The organism is Actinoplanes sp. NPDC026670, from assembly GCF_040638175.1.
Taxonomy (GTDB): Bacteria; Actinomycetota; Actinomycetes; order Mycobacteriales; family Micromonosporaceae; genus Actinoplanes.
Genome location: NZ_JBEZXU010000089.1, coordinates 1 through 16,943, shown reverse-complemented (window position 1 = coordinate 16,943; position 16,943 = coordinate 1). Strand labels below are relative to the sequence as shown.

17 protein-coding genes are annotated in these 16,943 nt (G+C 68.1%); 5 read left to right on the top strand and 12 right to left on the bottom strand.

The annotated features are described in order from the left end of the window. Positions 1–26: 26 nt before the first annotated feature. The 6 genes from AB0E94_RS47255 to AB0E94_RS47230 are packed head-to-tail and all read right to left on the bottom strand — an operon-like array spanning position 27 to position 8,328. Positions 27–164, bottom strand: a complete 138-nt coding sequence (locus AB0E94_RS47255) for a hypothetical protein (protein ID WP_360341447.1) — start codon at positions 162–164, stop codon at positions 27–29. Beyond that, entirely contained in the window at positions 161–1,801 is a 1,641-nt protein-coding gene (gene atzF, locus AB0E94_RS47250; RefSeq protein ID WP_360341444.1) for an allophanate hydrolase, read from the bottom strand. Before atzF ends, AB0E94_RS47255 begins: the two co-directional genes overlap by 4 nt. Beyond that, the gene (gene uca, locus AB0E94_RS47245; protein WP_360341441.1) at positions 1,798–5,346 is read right to left on the bottom strand and encodes an urea carboxylase; all 3,549 of its coding nucleotides are present in this window, start codon (positions 5,344–5,346) and stop codon (positions 1,798–1,800) included. The genes atzF and uca overlap by 4 nt, the downstream gene beginning before the upstream one ends. Positions 5,347–5,348: 2 nt before the next feature. Continuing rightward, positions 5,349–5,972 (bottom strand): urea amidolyase associated protein UAAP2, encoded by a 624-nt coding sequence (locus tag AB0E94_RS47240; RefSeq protein WP_360341438.1) that lies wholly within the window; start codon positions 5,970–5,972, stop codon positions 5,349–5,351. Further along, positions 5,969–6,775, bottom strand: a complete 807-nt coding sequence (locus AB0E94_RS47235; RefSeq protein WP_360341435.1) for an urea amidolyase associated protein UAAP1 — start codon at positions 6,773–6,775, stop codon at positions 5,969–5,971. The genes AB0E94_RS47240 and AB0E94_RS47235 overlap by 4 nt, the downstream gene beginning before the upstream one ends. Further along, positions 6,772–8,328 carry an amino acid permease gene (locus AB0E94_RS47230; protein ID WP_360341432.1) on the bottom strand — a complete coding sequence of 519 codons (1,557 nt, stop codon included), beginning with the start codon at positions 8,326–8,328 and terminating at the stop codon, positions 6,772–6,774. The genes AB0E94_RS47235 and AB0E94_RS47230 overlap by 4 nt, the downstream gene beginning before the upstream one ends. Positions 8,329–8,487: 159 nt before the next feature. Between AB0E94_RS47230 and AB0E94_RS47225 the strand changes: the two genes are divergently transcribed. Together AB0E94_RS47225 and AB0E94_RS47220 are read left to right on the top strand one after the other, a co-directional pair. Further along, on the top strand, positions 8,488–9,093 hold the full coding sequence (locus AB0E94_RS47225; protein WP_360341429.1) for a helix-turn-helix domain-containing protein: 606 nt from the start codon (positions 8,488–8,490) through the stop codon (positions 9,091–9,093). Then, complete coding sequence (locus AB0E94_RS47220; RefSeq protein WP_360341426.1) at positions 9,090–9,494, top strand: hypothetical protein; 405 nt, start codon at positions 9,090–9,092, stop codon at positions 9,492–9,494. Before AB0E94_RS47225 ends, AB0E94_RS47220 begins: the two co-directional genes overlap by 4 nt. 53 nt (positions 9,495–9,547) lie before the next feature. Here AB0E94_RS47220 and AB0E94_RS47215 read toward each other — a convergent pair whose 3' ends face one another. The 3 genes from AB0E94_RS47215 to AB0E94_RS47205 all read right to left on the bottom strand — a co-directional run bounded on the left by AB0E94_RS47215 (position 9,548) and on the right by AB0E94_RS47205 (position 11,803). After that, positions 9,548–10,150: a hypothetical protein gene (locus AB0E94_RS47215; RefSeq protein ID WP_360341423.1), complete on the bottom strand. Its 603-nt coding sequence runs from the start codon at positions 10,148–10,150 to the stop codon at positions 9,548–9,550. Positions 10,151–10,290: 140 nt separating this feature from the next. Then, positions 10,291–11,004, bottom strand: a complete 714-nt coding sequence (locus tag AB0E94_RS47210) for a hypothetical protein (protein ID WP_360341420.1) — start codon at positions 11,002–11,004, stop codon at positions 10,291–10,293. Between the two features lie 175 nt (positions 11,005–11,179). Next, positions 11,180–11,803, bottom strand: coding sequence for a hypothetical protein (locus AB0E94_RS47205; RefSeq protein ID WP_360341417.1), 624 nt, complete (start codon positions 11,801–11,803; stop codon positions 11,180–11,182). Positions 11,804–12,052: 249 nt separating this feature from the next. On the opposite strand from AB0E94_RS47205, the gene AB0E94_RS47200 reads away from it, so the two are divergent. After that, positions 12,053–12,520, top strand: a complete 468-nt coding sequence (locus AB0E94_RS47200; protein ID WP_360341414.1) for a DUF4259 domain-containing protein — start codon at positions 12,053–12,055, stop codon at positions 12,518–12,520. Between the two features lie 683 nt (positions 12,521–13,203). Here AB0E94_RS47200 and AB0E94_RS47195 read toward each other — a convergent pair. Next, entirely contained in the window at positions 13,204–13,545 is a 342-nt protein-coding gene (locus AB0E94_RS47195; RefSeq protein WP_360341411.1) for a hypothetical protein, read from the bottom strand. A gap of 263 nt (positions 13,546–13,808) precedes the next feature. Here AB0E94_RS47195 and AB0E94_RS47190 point away from each other — a divergent pair, with 263 nt between their 5' ends. Beyond that, on the top strand, positions 13,809–14,369 hold the full coding sequence (locus tag AB0E94_RS47190) for a DinB family protein (RefSeq protein WP_360341408.1): 561 nt from the start codon (positions 13,809–13,811) through the stop codon (positions 14,367–14,369). Between the two features lie 677 nt (positions 14,370–15,046). On the opposite strand, the gene AB0E94_RS47185 is transcribed toward AB0E94_RS47190, so the two are convergent. Beyond that, positions 15,047–15,922 (bottom strand): hypothetical protein, encoded by an 876-nt coding sequence (locus AB0E94_RS47185; RefSeq protein ID WP_360341405.1) that lies wholly within the window; start codon positions 15,920–15,922, stop codon positions 15,047–15,049. Between the two features lie 214 nt (positions 15,923–16,136). Between AB0E94_RS47185 and AB0E94_RS47180 the strand changes: the two genes are divergently transcribed. Further along, on the top strand, positions 16,137–16,460 hold the full coding sequence (locus AB0E94_RS47180; RefSeq protein WP_360341402.1) for a hypothetical protein: 324 nt from the start codon (positions 16,137–16,139) through the stop codon (positions 16,458–16,460). Between the two features lie 66 nt (positions 16,461–16,526). On the opposite strand, the gene AB0E94_RS47175 is transcribed toward AB0E94_RS47180, so the two are convergent. Beyond that, the coding region (locus tag AB0E94_RS47175; RefSeq protein ID WP_360341399.1) for a hypothetical protein at positions 16,527–16,943 on the bottom strand (417 nt) is incomplete at its 5' end.

Here is a 16,943-nt window from a genome sequence, read left to right as displayed (position 1 = left end):
TGATCGTAAGCCGCACCGGCCACCGTTCACTCGGGTGTGGACGGTCCCGGTTCGGGTTCCGGCCCGGCGGCTTCCGGCGGCCGTCTGGTCAGCAGCCGGGTGATCGCGGCGAGCAGAATGGCACCGACGACGTAGCGGGACGCGTGCAGGGTGACCCGGTTCATCGAGACCCCCGGGTGGAGTCGAGGTAGGCGAGCCAGCCACCGTGCGCGGTGATGTCGGGAGTGCCGTCAACCGCCACGGATTCGCAGAGGAAGCCGGTGACCGAGGTTCCGTCGGCGAGCCGCACCTGCCCCAGCGTCATCGGCGCCGGCAGGGCGGCCAGGAACTGCCCGAGCGCGGCCGGCGGCAACTCCCACACCTCACCGGACACGGCGGCGCCGCCGGAGGCGACCCGGACCAGGCCGGGTTTCGGTGGCTCGGTCGGCAGAGCATGCAACCGATACTCGGGTACGGTCCGGGCCGCCCCGACAAGGCGGCCACCGGCCGAGGTGAGCTGGTGGTTGAGGGGCTGCCCGGTCAGGTGCGCCCCGACCACGAGCAGGCGCAACCCGGGTGCGGCCGGTACGGGCGCGGGCACTCCGGTGAGCATGGCGGCGATGCCGGTGGCGACGGCGTCGGCGTGCCCACGGGCGATGATCTGCACCCCGAGCGGCCCGGCCGGGACAGCCACCGCGGACAGGCCGAACAGGTTGCAGAAGTTGGTGAACGTGCCGACCCGCGCGTTCACCCCGATCGGGTCGGCCTCCACCTCGGCGATCGTCGGATGGATCGGCGCGGTCGGCAGCAGCAACGCGTCCGCGCGACCCCATTCGGCCATCGCCTCGGCCCGCAACAGGTCGAGACGTTCGGTGTCGGCGACCAGCCGGTGCGCGGGGATGTCCCGGGCCGCGGCAACGATGGCCGCGACGGTGGGGTCGGCGCCGTCGGCGTGCGTGCCGAGGAACTCACCGACGGCGGCGTAGCGTTCGGCGACGAAGCCACCGTCGTAGAGCAGTTTCGCGGCGGCCAGGAACGGGTCGAGCCGGATCGGCCGCAGCACCGCCCCGGCGGTCTCCAGCGTTTTCGCGGCTTGTTCGAACGCGTCGAGCCACTCCACCGACATGCCGATGAGCTGGTCGCGGCCGGGCACCGCGACGACCGGCCGCGGTGGGGCGGCCAGCGGCGCGCCGGCCGGCCACTGCGGGTCGCCCATGATCGTCATCGCCTGCTGGGCGGTGGCGAGGTCTCGGGCGAAGACCGTCACACAGTCGAAGCTGCGGCAGGCCGGGACGACACCCGTGGTGGGCACCCGGCCGGGCGTCGGCTTGATCCCGACGATGCCCTGGAAGGCAGCCGGCACCCGGCCCGAGCCGGCGGTGTCGGTGCCCAGCGCGAGGTCGGCGATGCCCAAGGCGACCACCACCGCGGAACCCGAACTGGACCCGCCGGCCACCTTCGCCGGGTCGTTGACGTCACGGACCGCGCCGTACGGGCTACGGGTGCCGACCAGCCCGGTGGCGAACTGGTCGAGATTGGTCTTGCCGAGCACCACCGCCCCCGCGTCGATCAGACGTTGCACCGCTGGTGCGTTTCGGGTCGGACGGTAGGCGTACCCCGGATGTCCTGCCGTTGTCGGAAGCCCGGCCACGTCGATGTTGTCCTTGACCGCCAACAGTGACCCCGCCAGGGGCAGATGGGCGGCGACCGCCGCCGCGTCGGCCAGAACGTCCGCCTCGTCACGCAGCGTGATCCAAGCTTCCGGGCGCTCGCCGAGGGCGAGCCGGGCGTAGGCGGCACGGACGCGGTCCTGTGGGGTCATGCGGCGGCCTTTCCGGAGAGGACGAGCAGCGGGCTGCCGGGCGCGACCTGGCTGCCCGGGGTGACGAGGACGTCGGTGACCTGCCCGTCGCTGGGCGCGGTGAGCACCGTCTCGAGTTTCATGGCTTCCAGCGCCAGCAGCGGCTGACCGGCGACGACCCGGTCGCCGGGGCGCACGTCGACGCGCCACACGCTGGCGACGAATGGCGCCTCGACCAGAGCGCCACCTTCGGGTACGGCCACCGCGCCGGCCGCCGGAGGCGCGGGCGGCTCCGGGCGCGGGTCGAACTCGCCGGCCGCCGCCCAGGCGGAGCGTTCCCGGCCGAAGGCGGCCGCCTGGGTGTCGCGGAACGCGCTGATCGAGCCGGCGTTGGCGGCGAGGAAGTCCTCGTGGTCGGCGAGGCGGAAGGCGCCGTCCTCGATCCGCAGCCGGTGCCGGCCGGCGGCCACGTCGGCGCGCAGGTCGAGCAGTTCCTCGGCGCCGACCGGGTACCAGGAGATCCGGTCGAAATGGCGCAGCAGCCACGGGTCGCCTGCTTCACGCTGCCAGCGGCTCCACACCTGCACGGTGCGGCCGACGAACTGGTAGCCGCCGGGCCCCTCCATGCCGTAGATGCACAGGTACGCGCCGCCGATGCCGACGGCGTTCTCCGGTGTCCAGGTGCGGGCCGGGTTGTACTTGGTGGTGACCAGCCGGTGCCGGGGGTCCAGCGGGGTGGCGACCGGCGCGCCGAGGTAGACGTCGCCGAGCCCGAGGACCAGGTAGCTGGCGTCGTAGACGGTGCGGTGCACGTCGCCGACGCTGTCCAGGCCGTTGATCCGGCGGATGAACTCGATGTTCCACGGGCACCAGGGCGCGTCGTCGCGGACGCCGGCCATGTAGCGGGCGATCGCCTCCCGGGTGGCCGGGTCGTCCCAGGACAGCGGCAGGTGTACGACCCGGCTCGGCACCTCCAGGTCGCGGGTGGCCGGGAGCTGGTCCTCGATCTCGCGAACCAGCCCGAGCAGCCGTTGCACGGGCAGCCGGTCCGGGTCGACGTGGATCTGCACGGAGCGGATGCCCGGGGTCAGGTCGACGACGCCGCCCAGGTTCTCCGCGCGCAGCCGCTGCATCAGGGCGTGCCCGCGCATCCGCAGCCCGAGGTCGAGGGTCATCGGCCCGTACTCGACGAGCAGGTTGTCGTCGCCGCTGCGGCGGTAGGTGACCGCCGGGCCGGCGCCGGTGGCCTCGCGGCGGGCCAGCACGCCGTCGTCGCCGGTGACGATCGGGGTCACCGGGGCGAGTGGCCGGGCCCGCAGGTCGTGGGCGGTGTCGTCGGAGACGGGCACGAACCGGACGGTGTCGCCCGGGGTGAGCTGGCCGAGTTTCCAGCGTTCGGCGGTGATCACGGTGGCTGGGCAGACGAACCCGCCGAGGCTGGGGCCGTCCGGTCCGAGCAGGATCGGCACGTCGCCGGTGAAGTCTACGGCGCCGACCGAGTACGGGGTGTCGTGAATGTTCGACGGATGCAGTCCTGCCTCACCGCCGTCGGTGCGCGCCCACCGGGGTTTCGGTCCGACCAGGCGGACCCCGGTACGGGCCGAGTTGAAGTGCACCTCCCACGACGCAGCGTAGAACTCGTCGATGTCCTCCCGGGTGAAGAACTCCGGGGCGGCGTGCGGCCCTTCGGTGACCGCGATGCGCCAGTCCCGTCCGATGGCGGGCCGTTCGCCGGGCGGCACCGGGCCGCGGACCGGGCCGGCTGTGACACCGGGGCGCAGCACGTCGCCGAGCCGCAGCGCCCGGCCGCCGTGGCCGCCGAACCGGCCGAGGGTGAAGGTGGCCGCGCTGGCCAGGTAGCCGGGCACGTCGAGCCCTCCGGCGACGAGCAGGTAGACGCGCAGCCCGCCGCCGGTGGCCCGGCCGATGTCGAGGACCGCGCCGGCCGGCACGTCGACCGGCTCCCACATGGGCACGGGCGTGCCGTCGACGGTGACCGGCACGTCGGCGCCGGTGACGCAGACGGTGGTGGCCGCGGTGAACCGCAGGGCCGGCCCGTCGACTGTGCACTCCAGCCCCGGTGCGCCGGCGGGGTTGCCCAGCGCCCGGTTGCCGAGGCGGAACGACAGGTCGTCCATCGGCCCGGAAGGCGGGACCCCGACCTCCCACAGTCCGGTGCGGCCGGGCCAGTCCTGCACGGCGGTGAGGGTGCCGGGCCGTTCCACGACGATGCGCGGCTCGTGGTCGTGCACGTCGGCGAGTGTCGCAGTGCTGTGCCGGGCGGCCAGGACTTCGGTGTCGACGGCTGCGGCGCGCAACAGGCCGAGGTTGGTCTCGATCCCGTCGACCCGGGTGCTGTCGAGTGCCGCACGCAGGGCGGCGAAGGCGGCGGGCCGGTCCGCTCCGGTGGCGATCACCTTGGCGAGCATCGGGTCGTAGGAGGTGGTGACCTCGGTGCCGGCCTCCACCCAGCCGTCGACGCGCACGTCAGCGGGGAAGGTGACCGCGGTGACCAGGCCGGCGCTGGGCCGGTGCCCCTGGGACGGGTCCTCGGCGTAGACGCGGGCCTCGACGGCCGCCCCGGCGGGCCGGGGCACGTCCAGCTCAAGGTCACCCTGTGCCAGCCGCAGCATCCACTCCACCAGGTCGATCCCGAAGATCGCCTCGGTGACCGGGTGCTCGACCTGGAGCCGGGCGTTGACCTCGAGGAACGACGCCTGCTCGCGTTCCGCGTCGTAGACGAACTCCACGGTGCCGGCCGACCGGTAGCCGACCGACGCGCACAGCGCCACCGCCGACTCGTGCAGCCCGGCCCGGACCGTGTCCGGCAGCCCCGGCGCGGGCGCCTCCTCGATCACCTTCTGGTTGCGCCGTTGCAGCGAGCAGTCCCGGTCGCCGAGCGCCACCACCCGCCCGCGCCCGTCGCCGAACACCTGCACCTCGACGTGCCGGGCGCGCTGCACGAACCGTTCCAGGAACACGCCGCCGCTGCCGAAGCTGGCGATCGCCATCCGCTCGACCTTCGCAAACGCGCCGGCGAGTTCCTGCGGGGTGAAGCAGGCCTGCATGCCGATGCCGCCGCCACCGCCGGTGGCCTTGACCATCACCGGGTAGCCGATCTCCTCAGCCGCGGTCAGCGCCTCGTCGAGCCCGGACAACAGCCCGGTCCCGTCGATCATCGGCACCCCGGCGGCGCGGGCCAGGTCACGGGCGGTGTGCTTGGCGCCGAACGCGGTGAGCTGCGCCGGGGTGGGCCCGACGAAGGCGAGCCCGGCCTGCTCGACGGCGGTGGCGAACCCGGCGTCCTCGGAGAGGAACCCGTATCCGGGGTGCACGGCGCCGGCGCCGGTGGACAGCGCCGCGTCCAGGACCCGGTCCACGCGCAGGTAGCTGTCGCGGGCCGGGGCCGGGCCCAGCCGTACCGCCATGTCGGCCATCCGCACATGCGGCGCGGCCCGGTCCGGGTCGGAGAAGACCGCGACCGTCTTGAGGCCGATCCGCGCTGCGGTGCGGATGATGCGGCAGGCGATCTCACCGCGGTTGGCGACGAGCAGGGTGTCGAACACGCTCACTCCCCGGTGACGATCATGCGGACCGGTGTCGGGTCGAACCCGTTGCACGGATTGTTGATCTGCGGGCAGTTCGACACCAGCACCAGCACGTCGGTCTCGGCCCGCAACGCGACGCGCAGGCCGGGCGCGGAGATGCCGTCGACGATGCCGAGGCTGCCGTCCGGGTCGACCGGCACGTTCATGTACCAGTTGATGTTGCTGACCAGGTCCCGTTTGCCGAGCCCCCACTTCGCGCCCTCGATCAGGAAGTTCTCGACGCAGGCGTGCTGATGCTTGGTGTGGTGGCCGTAGCGCAGCGTGTTCGACTCGCGGCTGCACGCCCCGCCGACGGTGTCGTGCCGGCCGACCTCGTCGGCCACCACGGTCATCAGCGGGCGGCCCTCGCTGGACATCAGAACACTGCCGGTGCTCAGGAAGATGCCGCCCTGCGCGGCGAGGGTGTCCGGCGCCGAGTAGCGCTCGGCGGTGTCGTCGGCCCGATAGATCAGACAGTCGACGGCCTGGTTGCCGTGCAGGTCGACGATGGTCAGCGTCTGGCCCCGGCGGACGATCGCCGACCACGGCGCACGCGCCGCGACGGTCTCGTCGAGCACGACCGGGCCCGCCACCAGCGCGGTCACCGCGACCCCCTCGCGATCAGGTAGTCGGCGGTGTTGAGCAGGGCACGCTCGCCTTCCGGCGAGCGCGTCCAGAGAGGGTCACCCGGGCCGGCCGGTTGCGATTTCCAAGCCCGCAGCTGTACGGCCGAACTGGCATACTCCGGGCGCGGATCCAGTGGGTGCGGGACATTGGCGAGCAGCACGATCAGCGGCATCTCGGCACGCAGCTCGACGCTCGCCCCGGCGCCGGCCGAACCCAGCCAGCGGAACCGGCCGTCGCCGTCGACGCGTACCCCCTGGAAGAAAGAGATGCTCGGGGGCAGGTCCCGCCGGGTCAGGCCGTGTTTCGCGGCGGCCAGCGTGAACAGTTCCCGCCCGGCCGGTGTCGGCCCGTGTGGGCTGCCGTCGCCGTACCGATCAAGATTGCTCTGAAGAGTGGACGTGCCGCAGAACGTGTCGGACCGATCGAGCGCCCCGGCGGTGACCGAGGCGAGCGCGCGGCCCTGGTCGGACAGCAGCAGGTGGCCCTCACCGACGTAGGCCTGCCAGAGCACCTTGACCGTGTCGGCGACGTTGAGGCGTTCCCACGGCTCGTCGGCGTTGAACAGCAGCACCGAGACGCAGGCGTCGCCGTACAGATCGGTCAGCCGCAGGGTGGTGCCCCGGGCCAGCCGCCGGCTCGCATAGCCGCCGCCCGGGATGGTCTCGGCCCAGACCAGGCCGTCGCCGAGCCGGTCGGCCGGCACCGTCGGCATGCATTCGACGACGGTGCCGCCCTGGGCGCGGGCGTGTTCGCGGGCGCCCGCGGTGGTGGCGGTGCTCATGCGGTCTCCGCCAACGGCAGGGTCAGATGCAGGCTTCGGGTACGGGCCCGGAAGCGCAGGTACACCAGGGCGCCGACCAGCACCGCGCCGCCGACGAACAGCAGTGAGAAGTAGTGCAGGTACCAGTGGGTGCCGGCCGGGTCGTACACCTCCTGGCGCGGCCAGCCGAGGTTGAGGATCATGCCGATGCCGTAGACCACGGCCAGCACGTTGACGACGATCCCGAAGCGGCCCAGGGCGAACAAGCGGCCGCCACGTTCGGTGGCCAGCCCGGCCTCGCCGTCCGGCCAGCCCTTCAGCCGGCGGGCCAGCAGCGGGATGGTGACCAGGGCGTACGCGATGTAGAGCATGACGATGCAGACGCTGGTGATGGCGGTGAACAGCGCCGCCTGGCCGATGTTGACGAGCAGCACGGCGATCGCGCCGACGCCGACGACGATGGCCGGGACGACCGGGGTGCCGGTGCGGGCCGGGACCTTGGACAGCGTGGCCGAGAACGGCAGGACACCGTCCCGGGCCATCGAGAAGATCATCCGGCTGCCTGCGGTCTGGATCGCGAGGGTGCAGACCGCCACCGCGATCGCCACGTCGATCAGCAGGATCCGGCCGCCGGTGTCACCGAGGCGGCTGGTCAGCACGTACGGCAGGCCTTCGGTGGCGAGCCGCCCGTCGGTGAGGCTGGGCGCGGCCATCAATGCAACCAGCAGCATCAGCCCGCCACCGATGCCGGCCGCGGCGAGAGCCCGCAGGATGGTACGCGGGGCGGTGTGCCGGGGGTCGCGGGTCTCCTCGCTGAGTTCGCCGGCACTGTCGAAGCCGACCACGACGTACGCCGCCATCAGCGCCGAGACCAGGAACGGCCCGACGTAGGACAGCCCGGTGCCGGTGCCGCCGGTGTCGAAGACGACGCCCGGCCCGCGTTCGGCGTGGAACAGCAGCAGCCCGACCACCGCGACCACGCCGATGATCTCCAGGGTGACGCCGGTGCTGTTGACGATGGCCATCAGGCGTACGCCGATGACGTTGATGATCGTGGTGACCGTGATCAGGATCGAGCCGAGGATGACCGCGTTGGTGGCGCCGCTGGTCGAGGTCAGCGAGGGGTCGTCGCCGACCAGCTGGAAGCCGGACCAGATCTGCGGGAGCACCACCTGCAGCGCGATCGCGGCGGCCGCGACGGTGGCGATCTGCGCGATGATCATCACCCAGCCGGCGAACCAGCCGACGGTCGCGCCGGCCAGCCGCCGTGACCACTGGTAGATGCAGCCGGAGAGCGGGTAACGGGCGGCGAGCTCGGCGAAGTTGAGCGCCACCATGAACTGGCCGGCGAAAACCAGCGGCCAGGTCCAGAAGAAGGCCGGGCCACCGAACGAGAAACCGAACGCGAAGAGCTGGAAGACAGTGGTGAGGATGGAGACGAAGGAGAAGCCCGCGGCGAACGACGCGTAGCTGCCGATACCGCGGCGCAGCTCGGGCTCGTAGCCGAATCCGCGCAGGTCAGCGGCGTCAGCCTTCTCGGTCGGGGGCGCGGGCAGGGTGGGGGTGGTGGACAAGGGGGCCTCCTCGGGGCCGGAATACCTGTCAGTTGACAGATTTACGGCTCCGGCTCCGGCCGGGGTTTCTGCTCGGTAAATCCTGGGTTGCCGCCGATGTCGGCGGCGTTACACCGCGGCCGGATCGGTTGTGACATCACGACATGCGACGATGCAGGAGTGAGCACCACGTCCCCGACCGCCGGCCGCCCCCGATCCGGAGCCCGGCGGATGCCGGACGCCACCGCCCGCGAGGAGATCCTCGACGCCGCGGCCGAGTTGTTCGCCCAGCGCGGTTACGCCGCCACCTCCACCCGGCTGATCGCCGAGACCGTCGGCATCCGGCAGGCGTCGCTCTACTACCACTTCCCCAACAAGGAGCAGATCCTCGCCGAGCTGCTCGAAGCCACCGTGCGGCCCTCACTGACGTACGCCGGCGAGCTGTCTGCCAAGGACCTGCCACCCGCCACCGCCTTACGTGACCTGGTGGAGTACGACGTCGGCGTCCTGGTCGGCGCCCGCTGGAACATCGGCATCCTCTACGCCCTGCCGGAGATCGCCACCGAGCCCTTCGCCCGCTTCCGCCGCGAACGCGAACAGCTGCGCCTGGCCTACCGCGCACTGGTCGAGGCGGTCGCCCCCGACACCGCGCCCATCACCGGCGACCTGGTCTTCGGACTGGTCGAGAGCGTCATCGGAATGCGCCGCGACCTGCCCGACCTGCCCGGCCCGGCGGACCTGCCGGCCGCCGTCGCCGCCGCCGCGATGCGCCTGGTCGGCCCATGAGCTGGTCGATGTTCATCTTCCGCGGCGTCGCGGCACACGCCCACGACAACGAACAGAACACGTTCATGGCGCTCGCCGCGATGTTCATCGAGGTCCATCCGGTGCACCGGGAGTCGGCCTTCCTGCGCGAATGGCAGGCCACCTGGATGGAGACGATCGGCAACCAGGGCAACGGCGTCAGCGACCTGAGCCAGGACGCCCATCTCACCGACGACGCCCGGATCACCGAATTCCGGCGGTTCCTCGCCGATTACCGCACCTGGGTACGGGCCACCGCCCCCTCAGCACAGTGGATCAGCGGATTCACCGCCGACCGCCTGGCCGAATTCCCCGACATCATCGAGGCCGTCCTCGACCGCGACCACAGCCACCCCCGGGTCGAACCCCTCAACCCGCGCTGACCAAGGCACCCAGCCGTGTTTCAGCGTGCGGACTGGGTACCGGGCCCCGACGGTCAGTCCCAGAAACATTCCAGGTGGTCGGACGTCTCGACGGCGTCCGCGTCGACGCAGAACTCGACGGCGTCGGCCCGCAGCACGTCGTCGATCTCCGGCGCCCAGACGGTCTCCAGCGACACCCGGTAGTCCTCGCGGTCCAGGCTGATCGCGTAGCCCTGCGCATGGGTGCCCGGGTGGTCACAGACGAACTGGAAGATGTCCCAGGCGGACGGGGCAGCGTTCTGCCTGTCGTCCGGATCCAGCCACCTCTCGTCGAACAATGTGGCCAGTCCAGCGGCGTCCAGCGGGCCGAAGAATCCGGCGCCGCCGGTGAAGGTCTCCCCGTTGCCCAGCAGGTCGAGGAAAGGCAGCATGCTGTCACGGCGGGCGGCGTCCCGGTTGAACGGGAAGGCGTCCCGAGCGGCCGGCCGATCGGCGTCACAGAGGGCCGGCCGGACCACGGCGCCGACGCCGTCCGCCATCTCCGAGGTGGCCGCACCCACCGCCGCCGGGCCTACCGCGGGATCGCTGGGACCCGACGAGGCGCTGAAGGCGACGGCGACCAGCCCGCAGACAACCGCAACACCGACCGAGACGACAAGATTGATCGAGCGACGCACCCGGAGAGTATGCCGCCCGATGATCAACAGCCGCGACCCCGAAGCCATCGTTGACGACACCGGCACTCGTTCTTCGGGCCACCACCGCCGAGGCCATGACGAACTCCTGCCGACATCCGGATCTGCCGACGTGTACTCGCCTACCAACTCAATATGCCACCGCGGCGTAGCCTCGGATCACCATGACGGCCTATCTCAACGGCGAGGGCGGCCAGCACCACGAACAATGCGGCACTCGAAACGACATCCCACCAACCGGCAGCCTTGAGAACCCCGCCCCACATCATTGCGGACCACAGGAGTACCAGGACGCGAGCGCCGCCGAAAATCTCCGCACGATACAACGCGGCAGCCAGCAGCGGCATACCGAGATACTGTCCGAAAGCGGCCGTCACCGGAATCCGTAACGGCCCGTAAGAGACATTCACATACGCGTCGAGCACCAATGCCGCCGTCGGGTCGACTCCCTGGATGTCCACCAACTGGAATGCCACCTGCTCAACGCCGGCGAAGTACACCCTCGCCGCGAAACCGAGGATCACCAGCAGCCCGCCCATCGTCGCGAGCACAGGTGAACGCCGAGCAGCCAGATAGGTGAGGATCGCCGTGGCAGGTATCAAGAGAATCGCTCCGGCCAGGAACAGACCGTATGCGGAAATCGTCAGGCCCGGGTTAGCGGCGTAGGCGGCCAACTGTTGCCGTGCAGCGAATTCTTCGGTGGCGAATCGCGCGACCTCCTCTGGCGTGAACGACGCGGAAGCGACAGCCCGAGTTCGCAACAAGAGGCCCACACACCAAAACAGGGGGCCGAGAATCAGCACCGATGCCACCAGCCATCGGCTGACTCCGGTCAAGCCAGGCGGACCATATTCTTTGCTTCTCCGAACCTCCCCCATAGGGTCAACATAGGCGTCAAAGAATGTCGCGCCAACCTTTACTCAGGCAGCCCTCAGGTCAGACCGCCGAACGCACCGACCCGCCGAAGTCAGCGCGATCGAGTCGCCGAAGCACCGAGCGGGATCAGGCTGCTCAGGCTGCGGGGTATCCGGCCGGCCCGTCGACCTCGGGGAGGGGCCAGGGCAAGGGCCAGAGCCCGTAGGGCCGGTTCGGCGCTGGATAGCGGTCCGAGCTCGCGAACGGCGGTTGCCGAAAGCCAACGGCGCCGGCCTGGACGACTGTTCTGGGCAAATCGAAGAAGACACGTCCACCCGCCCAGCCGCCGGCCGGAACGTCGTAGGAGGTGAACTCTCCCTGCCGCCCCTGCGGAGCCGGCTGATGGACGGTGCCGTCCGCGGCGACGAAGAGGAATTCCCACAGGTGGCCGATCCCCGGACACCCCGGCGAAGCAACTGTCACATCAGCCACCAGCCACACGCGATCATGGATGTGAGGCGCCAACCCGACCGACCTGATTGTATAAAGTTGTCCGTTCTGGGCGATAGCCTCTCCGAGACGGGCGCGCACCGGGACTTCCGCAGGCGCACCGAACGACACGCATTTCTCATCAGCGGAGTCGACGACGACGGTAGAACTCAACTGGAAGGCCCCGTCCGGGGCAGCCGGGTCACCCAGGGCGATGAGCTGTGGCGCATCGAGAATCTCAGGCTCCGGTGGTACGGACGCCGAGGACCCACCGATCAACAGCGCTCCCACGGCGACGGCACCGACCCACAACCTCTGCACGTCCGTCGCTCATCGGCAGCAGCCCGACGCGGTTGAGCAGTCGCGGCATCCATCCGAGACGGCAGCCATCGATCGCACGGCCATCAGAACTCAACGCTGTCAGCCGCCCTCTATTAATTCTCCGGTGTAGGCGATATAAGTCTCAGCCGCCTAACGCCCGCCGAAGGCAGTAGAATCGTTGAGCAAGATCAAGATGCGAAGGAGAAGGGATAGCCCACCATGGGCGCATGGGGTATGGCACCATTCCAGAACGACCGGGCAGTAGATCTACTGGAGGAACTTGGCGAGTTGGATACTGTCGCAAGGACTTTGAGGATCCGTGAAGTCTTTATGGAAGGGATCAATTCAGACTCCGACGATGCCCCCTTAGCGTTCGAAGTGGTCGCCGCCGCAGCGTTGATCGGAATTATTCTACCGGGCGGGCTTGCTCTTGACCGAGATCTCCCCGAAGGGGACGAGCGCCTGACCAGCTGCATTGATCCTGAAGACGAGGGCTATGCTACTGACGATTGGCGGCCCGCATTGCTGCGGTCACCCGGACCCGAACTTATTGAATTGGCAATTGCGGCGGTTCGCCACGTGACTGGAATGGACAGTCAATGGCGTGACGTGTGGGGAGGGAACCGAGACCGGGCGATAGAGGAGATGCAAAAAGTTCTCGCCATTCTGGAGGCTGCTGTTCGCTGACTGTCAAACCTCAAGCCAATCCGAATGAACAAGGATAAGCTCGGCATCGCTCGGTCGCAGTTCAGCTATGTGGTCATGCTCTACGGCCGCCAGAGAAAGACCCTTTCTCTTTGGTCGCGAAATCCTGAGAAGTCACGCACTATCATGCCGCCGACCGCGCGGACGGGGTGTAGCCGGCGGCGTTATTGGACGGTGAATCAGCGCGCTCCCGGTAGCCTCAATACATGCAGATGCGGCTGGGGCAAGGCGAAGACTCCGGCGGAGTTGTCCGAACCGATCCGGCGCCGGTGGCACGGCTGACAATGGTGACCACGGTGGAAGCCGGTGATTGGGCCGTTGAGCTCCCGCGACCGCTGCTCCTCCAACCCGGCGAACATGTCTGGATTGTCGGTTCATCGCTTCACGTTCGGCAGTTGGACGGAGAAGTGGCTCGACACGAGGGGGACGGCGTCTGGCTTTGCCGTTGAATCCCGCATCCGAGCTTGCTCAGCGTCCTGTGTTACCGCCGGACATCACGGACGAACGGCGGTCGAGCAGCTCGGTCTCATGCCGCTGTTCCTGCTCGGGCCGGCCGCCAGCCGTGACGGCGGCGTTGACTGTCGCGGAGTGGCGTCTCGTAGTGCCGATTTGTGCGCGGTTCATCATGGTGAACCCGCTGGTCATGGCGCCGGAGACGGTCTGCGTCAGGACCAGGTGGCGCCGTTGCCCACGATCATGGTGACGACCAGTACGACGGCTACTCCCGCGAGAGTGCCGAGAACTACCGGGAGACACCAAGCGCGTCGCCGGGGTGCCAGTCCCAGGCATACAGCCACCACCGCGGCGACCGGCACGACATAGAGTTCGAGAAAACCCAGGTACGCCGCATAAGCCCGGCTGACGCCCTCCGACTCGAGGACGCCCCACGTCATCGCTCCCAGAATCAACACATGCGGGATCGCCGCGACCACCGCCCCGAACCAAACACGATCTTCGGTGGCGGTCGGCTGGGCAACCGGCCGGTGCCAGTCCTGCCAGTCGTCCACGGCCATCTCCAATTCGCCGACAGTGCGCCGAGACATGTCGGCACGAGCACGACTCGCTGGAGGCAGATGGCCAGCCATCTGGACTGCTCGGCGCAAGAAGGCTCACATGTCGCTGTCCGCGCCTGGGCCGACATCCGCCGGCACCACCGGCTGTGACGGCCTCGCACAATGTCGTCCCGATGTGAGCGTGTCGCAGCAACGCTGGTCTCGACGGCTTAAGAAACGGGGTGGCAGGATCGCGGTCGATCGGTAAGGGTGCACCCATGGCCAGTCAGCGGGAAGTCGGTTACAACGGTGCGTGGGTCAAACCCGAAGCGGACCCCCGATCCACCGACAGTCCCGTCGGCGAACTGGCAACCATCCGCGAATACCTGTCCAACTACCGCCTGACGCTGGGCATGAAGTGCGAAGACCTCTCGCCGGAGCAGCTGGCCTCTCGATCGGTTCCGCCGTCGACGATGAGCCTGCTCGGCCTGATCCGGCACATGGCCGCCGTGGAGCACAACTGGTTCCACCGGACCCTGCAGGGCCACCTGAACGCGCCGCGGCTCTACTGGTCCGCGGACGAGCACGACCTGGACTTCGACGGTGCGATGGCTGATCCGGCCGTCGTCGACGACGCGTTCACCGTCTGGCGCCAACAGATCGTCGCCGCTGATCAGTGGCTCGATTCGACCCCCGATCTCGGGACGATGGTCAGTATGACCAACGGCGACCAGGCCAGCGTCCGCGACATCCTCATCCACATGGTCGAGGAGTACGCGCGGCACTGCGGCCATGCGGACCTGCTACGCGAGTGCATTGATGGACGCACTGGCCAGTAAGCCTTTCCCGTAACCATTCGGTCGGGGTGCTGGCCTATTCGACGGTCGCACTGGTCGGCCGCGATCCGCGCTCGACCGGCCGCCTGCTTTGACAGCCAACGTCTTCTCATGCCGATGTGAGTGTGACCATCAAACGACTCCAAACTGCCACTTGCAGTGCAAGCATGCCACCGGCAGGGGTTATACCGCTCACACGGTAGCCAGTCGAGCCGCCAACAGCGCCCGGAATCCTTACCTGGCACTCTGTTCTGGCCAGGGGAAGGATTGTTTATTAGTTCGCACCCTCATCCCCTGGCCCCGGGTAGAAAGCTGGCGGGCGATAACCGTCATCATCAGAGTGAACTGGACCAATTTCTAGCGGCGGGACAGGTACATCTTCAGTGTAGTTCTGTAGGTTGTCATTGTTCTGGCCATCGAGCGGGCCCTCAAGCATCTTGACATCCTCCCACAATGAGGCTCACGTCTCAGTGTGAAACAAGATCGGACGCCAGCCAAGTGGGCTTACCGCCATCACAGCGCACCGAAAGCAAGGAGCGTGGGTACGCGCTGAATTCCTTAGTTCGACGTTCGAACATCCGGACGTACCGAAAAGAGTGCATCCAATGACGGCCGGGATTGACTCAACCCCTTGCGTGCTGATTCAGGCCCAATCCGTAGACCGTTTCAAATAAACTGAATCACGTGTAGGAGCAGTGGCTGACGTATACCAACTTTCCTTCGATCGCCCCACCCTCAGGGACATCGAAGTAGATTGCAAAACCTTTGATCTGATCGCCGGTGAATGAATTCTCATACAGCATCCGCTTTCCTGGTTTTCTGACGTCAGGTTCGTGGCTGCGGCCGACGGTCGCCGTGAGCTCGACCCATCCGTCCTGTTTCGCATCGAGGGGCACATTTGGCCCCAGATCCTGGCGAAAACCCATGTCCTTAAAAGCGATTCCACTCGCGCCGGAGATGTTCTTCAAGTCACTCAAGCGAACAGCGCAGGCTAGAGTGTGGGTGCTCCAGTTTTCTGGCTGAGGTAACTCGAAGTACAATTCTACAAAATTCTTCTTGGGTTCGGTGAATGTGATCCGTATGGCGTCCTCACCAGCTTGGCCAGCGCCCTTTATAAGGGTTGACGTGAACGTGCCTGGCTTTAGAACGCCCTCCAGCCATCGAGCGTTGAGACTAGTGAGAGCTTTAGGAGACCCGGGCGCGGAGTTGAGGCCGACAGGAGACTCGCTGGCGCTACTTGCTGCGTTTCGGGGAGTCGCTTCTGATTCAAGGTCTCCGTCGCCTTTGTGTGTCACGCTGTAGACCGCGACGCCGACAGTTAGGGCGAGACCGACACTCATTGTTGCGCTCACCATAAGCGTCGCTCGTCCAACCAGCCGCCCCCACTGCTTCCAAAGGAGCCAAGCCGACAACACCAATGCCGAGATGCCGACCGCGAAAAGGAACACTCGAAGTCCCACTACGGCGGCGACAACCAAGCCCACGACGTCCGCCGTGAGCCCAAGAAGAGCGAGTGGCTGGTCTTTCTTGCTCGAATCCGCCGTTCTTTGACTCATGCCACCTCGCTCGGACTTGATGCGCCAGCGTCACAACCCGAGCCGCTCTCGCGTATCCCCTCCACGCGTGGTTCGAGTATCTGTAAGGTAGGGGCCCCGACTGCGGGAGGGAAGGGCATGCGCTCATCTGCCGCGATCCGCTCGTAGCCGACATGAGTGGGCTACTCCTGGGTTGAGCGGGCATCTCCAGCAGTCAGTTGTCTAGAGTCGGCCAGTGAGCAGCGACTTCGCCTTCTGGAAGGCCGGCGATGCCGACCCCGGCGAGATCTTCGACAACCTTGCTGACGGAGTCACCGATGCCCTCCATGGGCACTCGGACGTCTCCCGGTTCCGAGCAGGGCTGCTTTCCCGTTGGCCCGACTTAGTTGACGTGCTCGAACCTTCTGAGTACGACTTGGCGGAGGCGCCGGAGATCGCGGCCAAGTACGTGCTGCTCACCCTGCCGGTAAGCATGCTCCGGTACCTCGATGACATCTTTCAGATGGCTCGTGACCATGGGTTGCAGGGGTACAGCGGCGTAGCGGGCGAGGCGTTATGACGATGACGCGCCGCTGGATTGCGACGTACTGATCTGCCGCGATCCGCTTGTGAGTCATGGCAAGGGCTATCCGGTCTCGCCGTGTACGGCCAGGTCTTCGCCGCTCAAAATAAGGCAGCCGAGAATCTCGGCCAGGACGCTCCGCTGGCGCCGAGTCAGAGTGTTCACGAAAACCGCAGCGTGGATGCCTGCTTCTCGGCACGCCTGGGCGATCTCGCGGAGCTTGCCATCCGTCAGCAGTGTGCGGCGGGAGAAGGGCTGCGACATTCGCAGTGATCCGCCGGGACGCTGCTTCCACCGGTCGGAGGCGCCGCGGCGCTGGACATACCGGGCCGCCACCCGTCCACCGCGGGCCTCGACCAGAGCGGCGAACTCGTCGAGCTTGGCCTTGTCAGCGCTTTCCGAAAACTGACCCTCTGCGGGTTCGGGAAAGTTAACCCCCTGACCTGCGGTTATGAGCGTTTGTTGCGGGTTTCCTTGGCG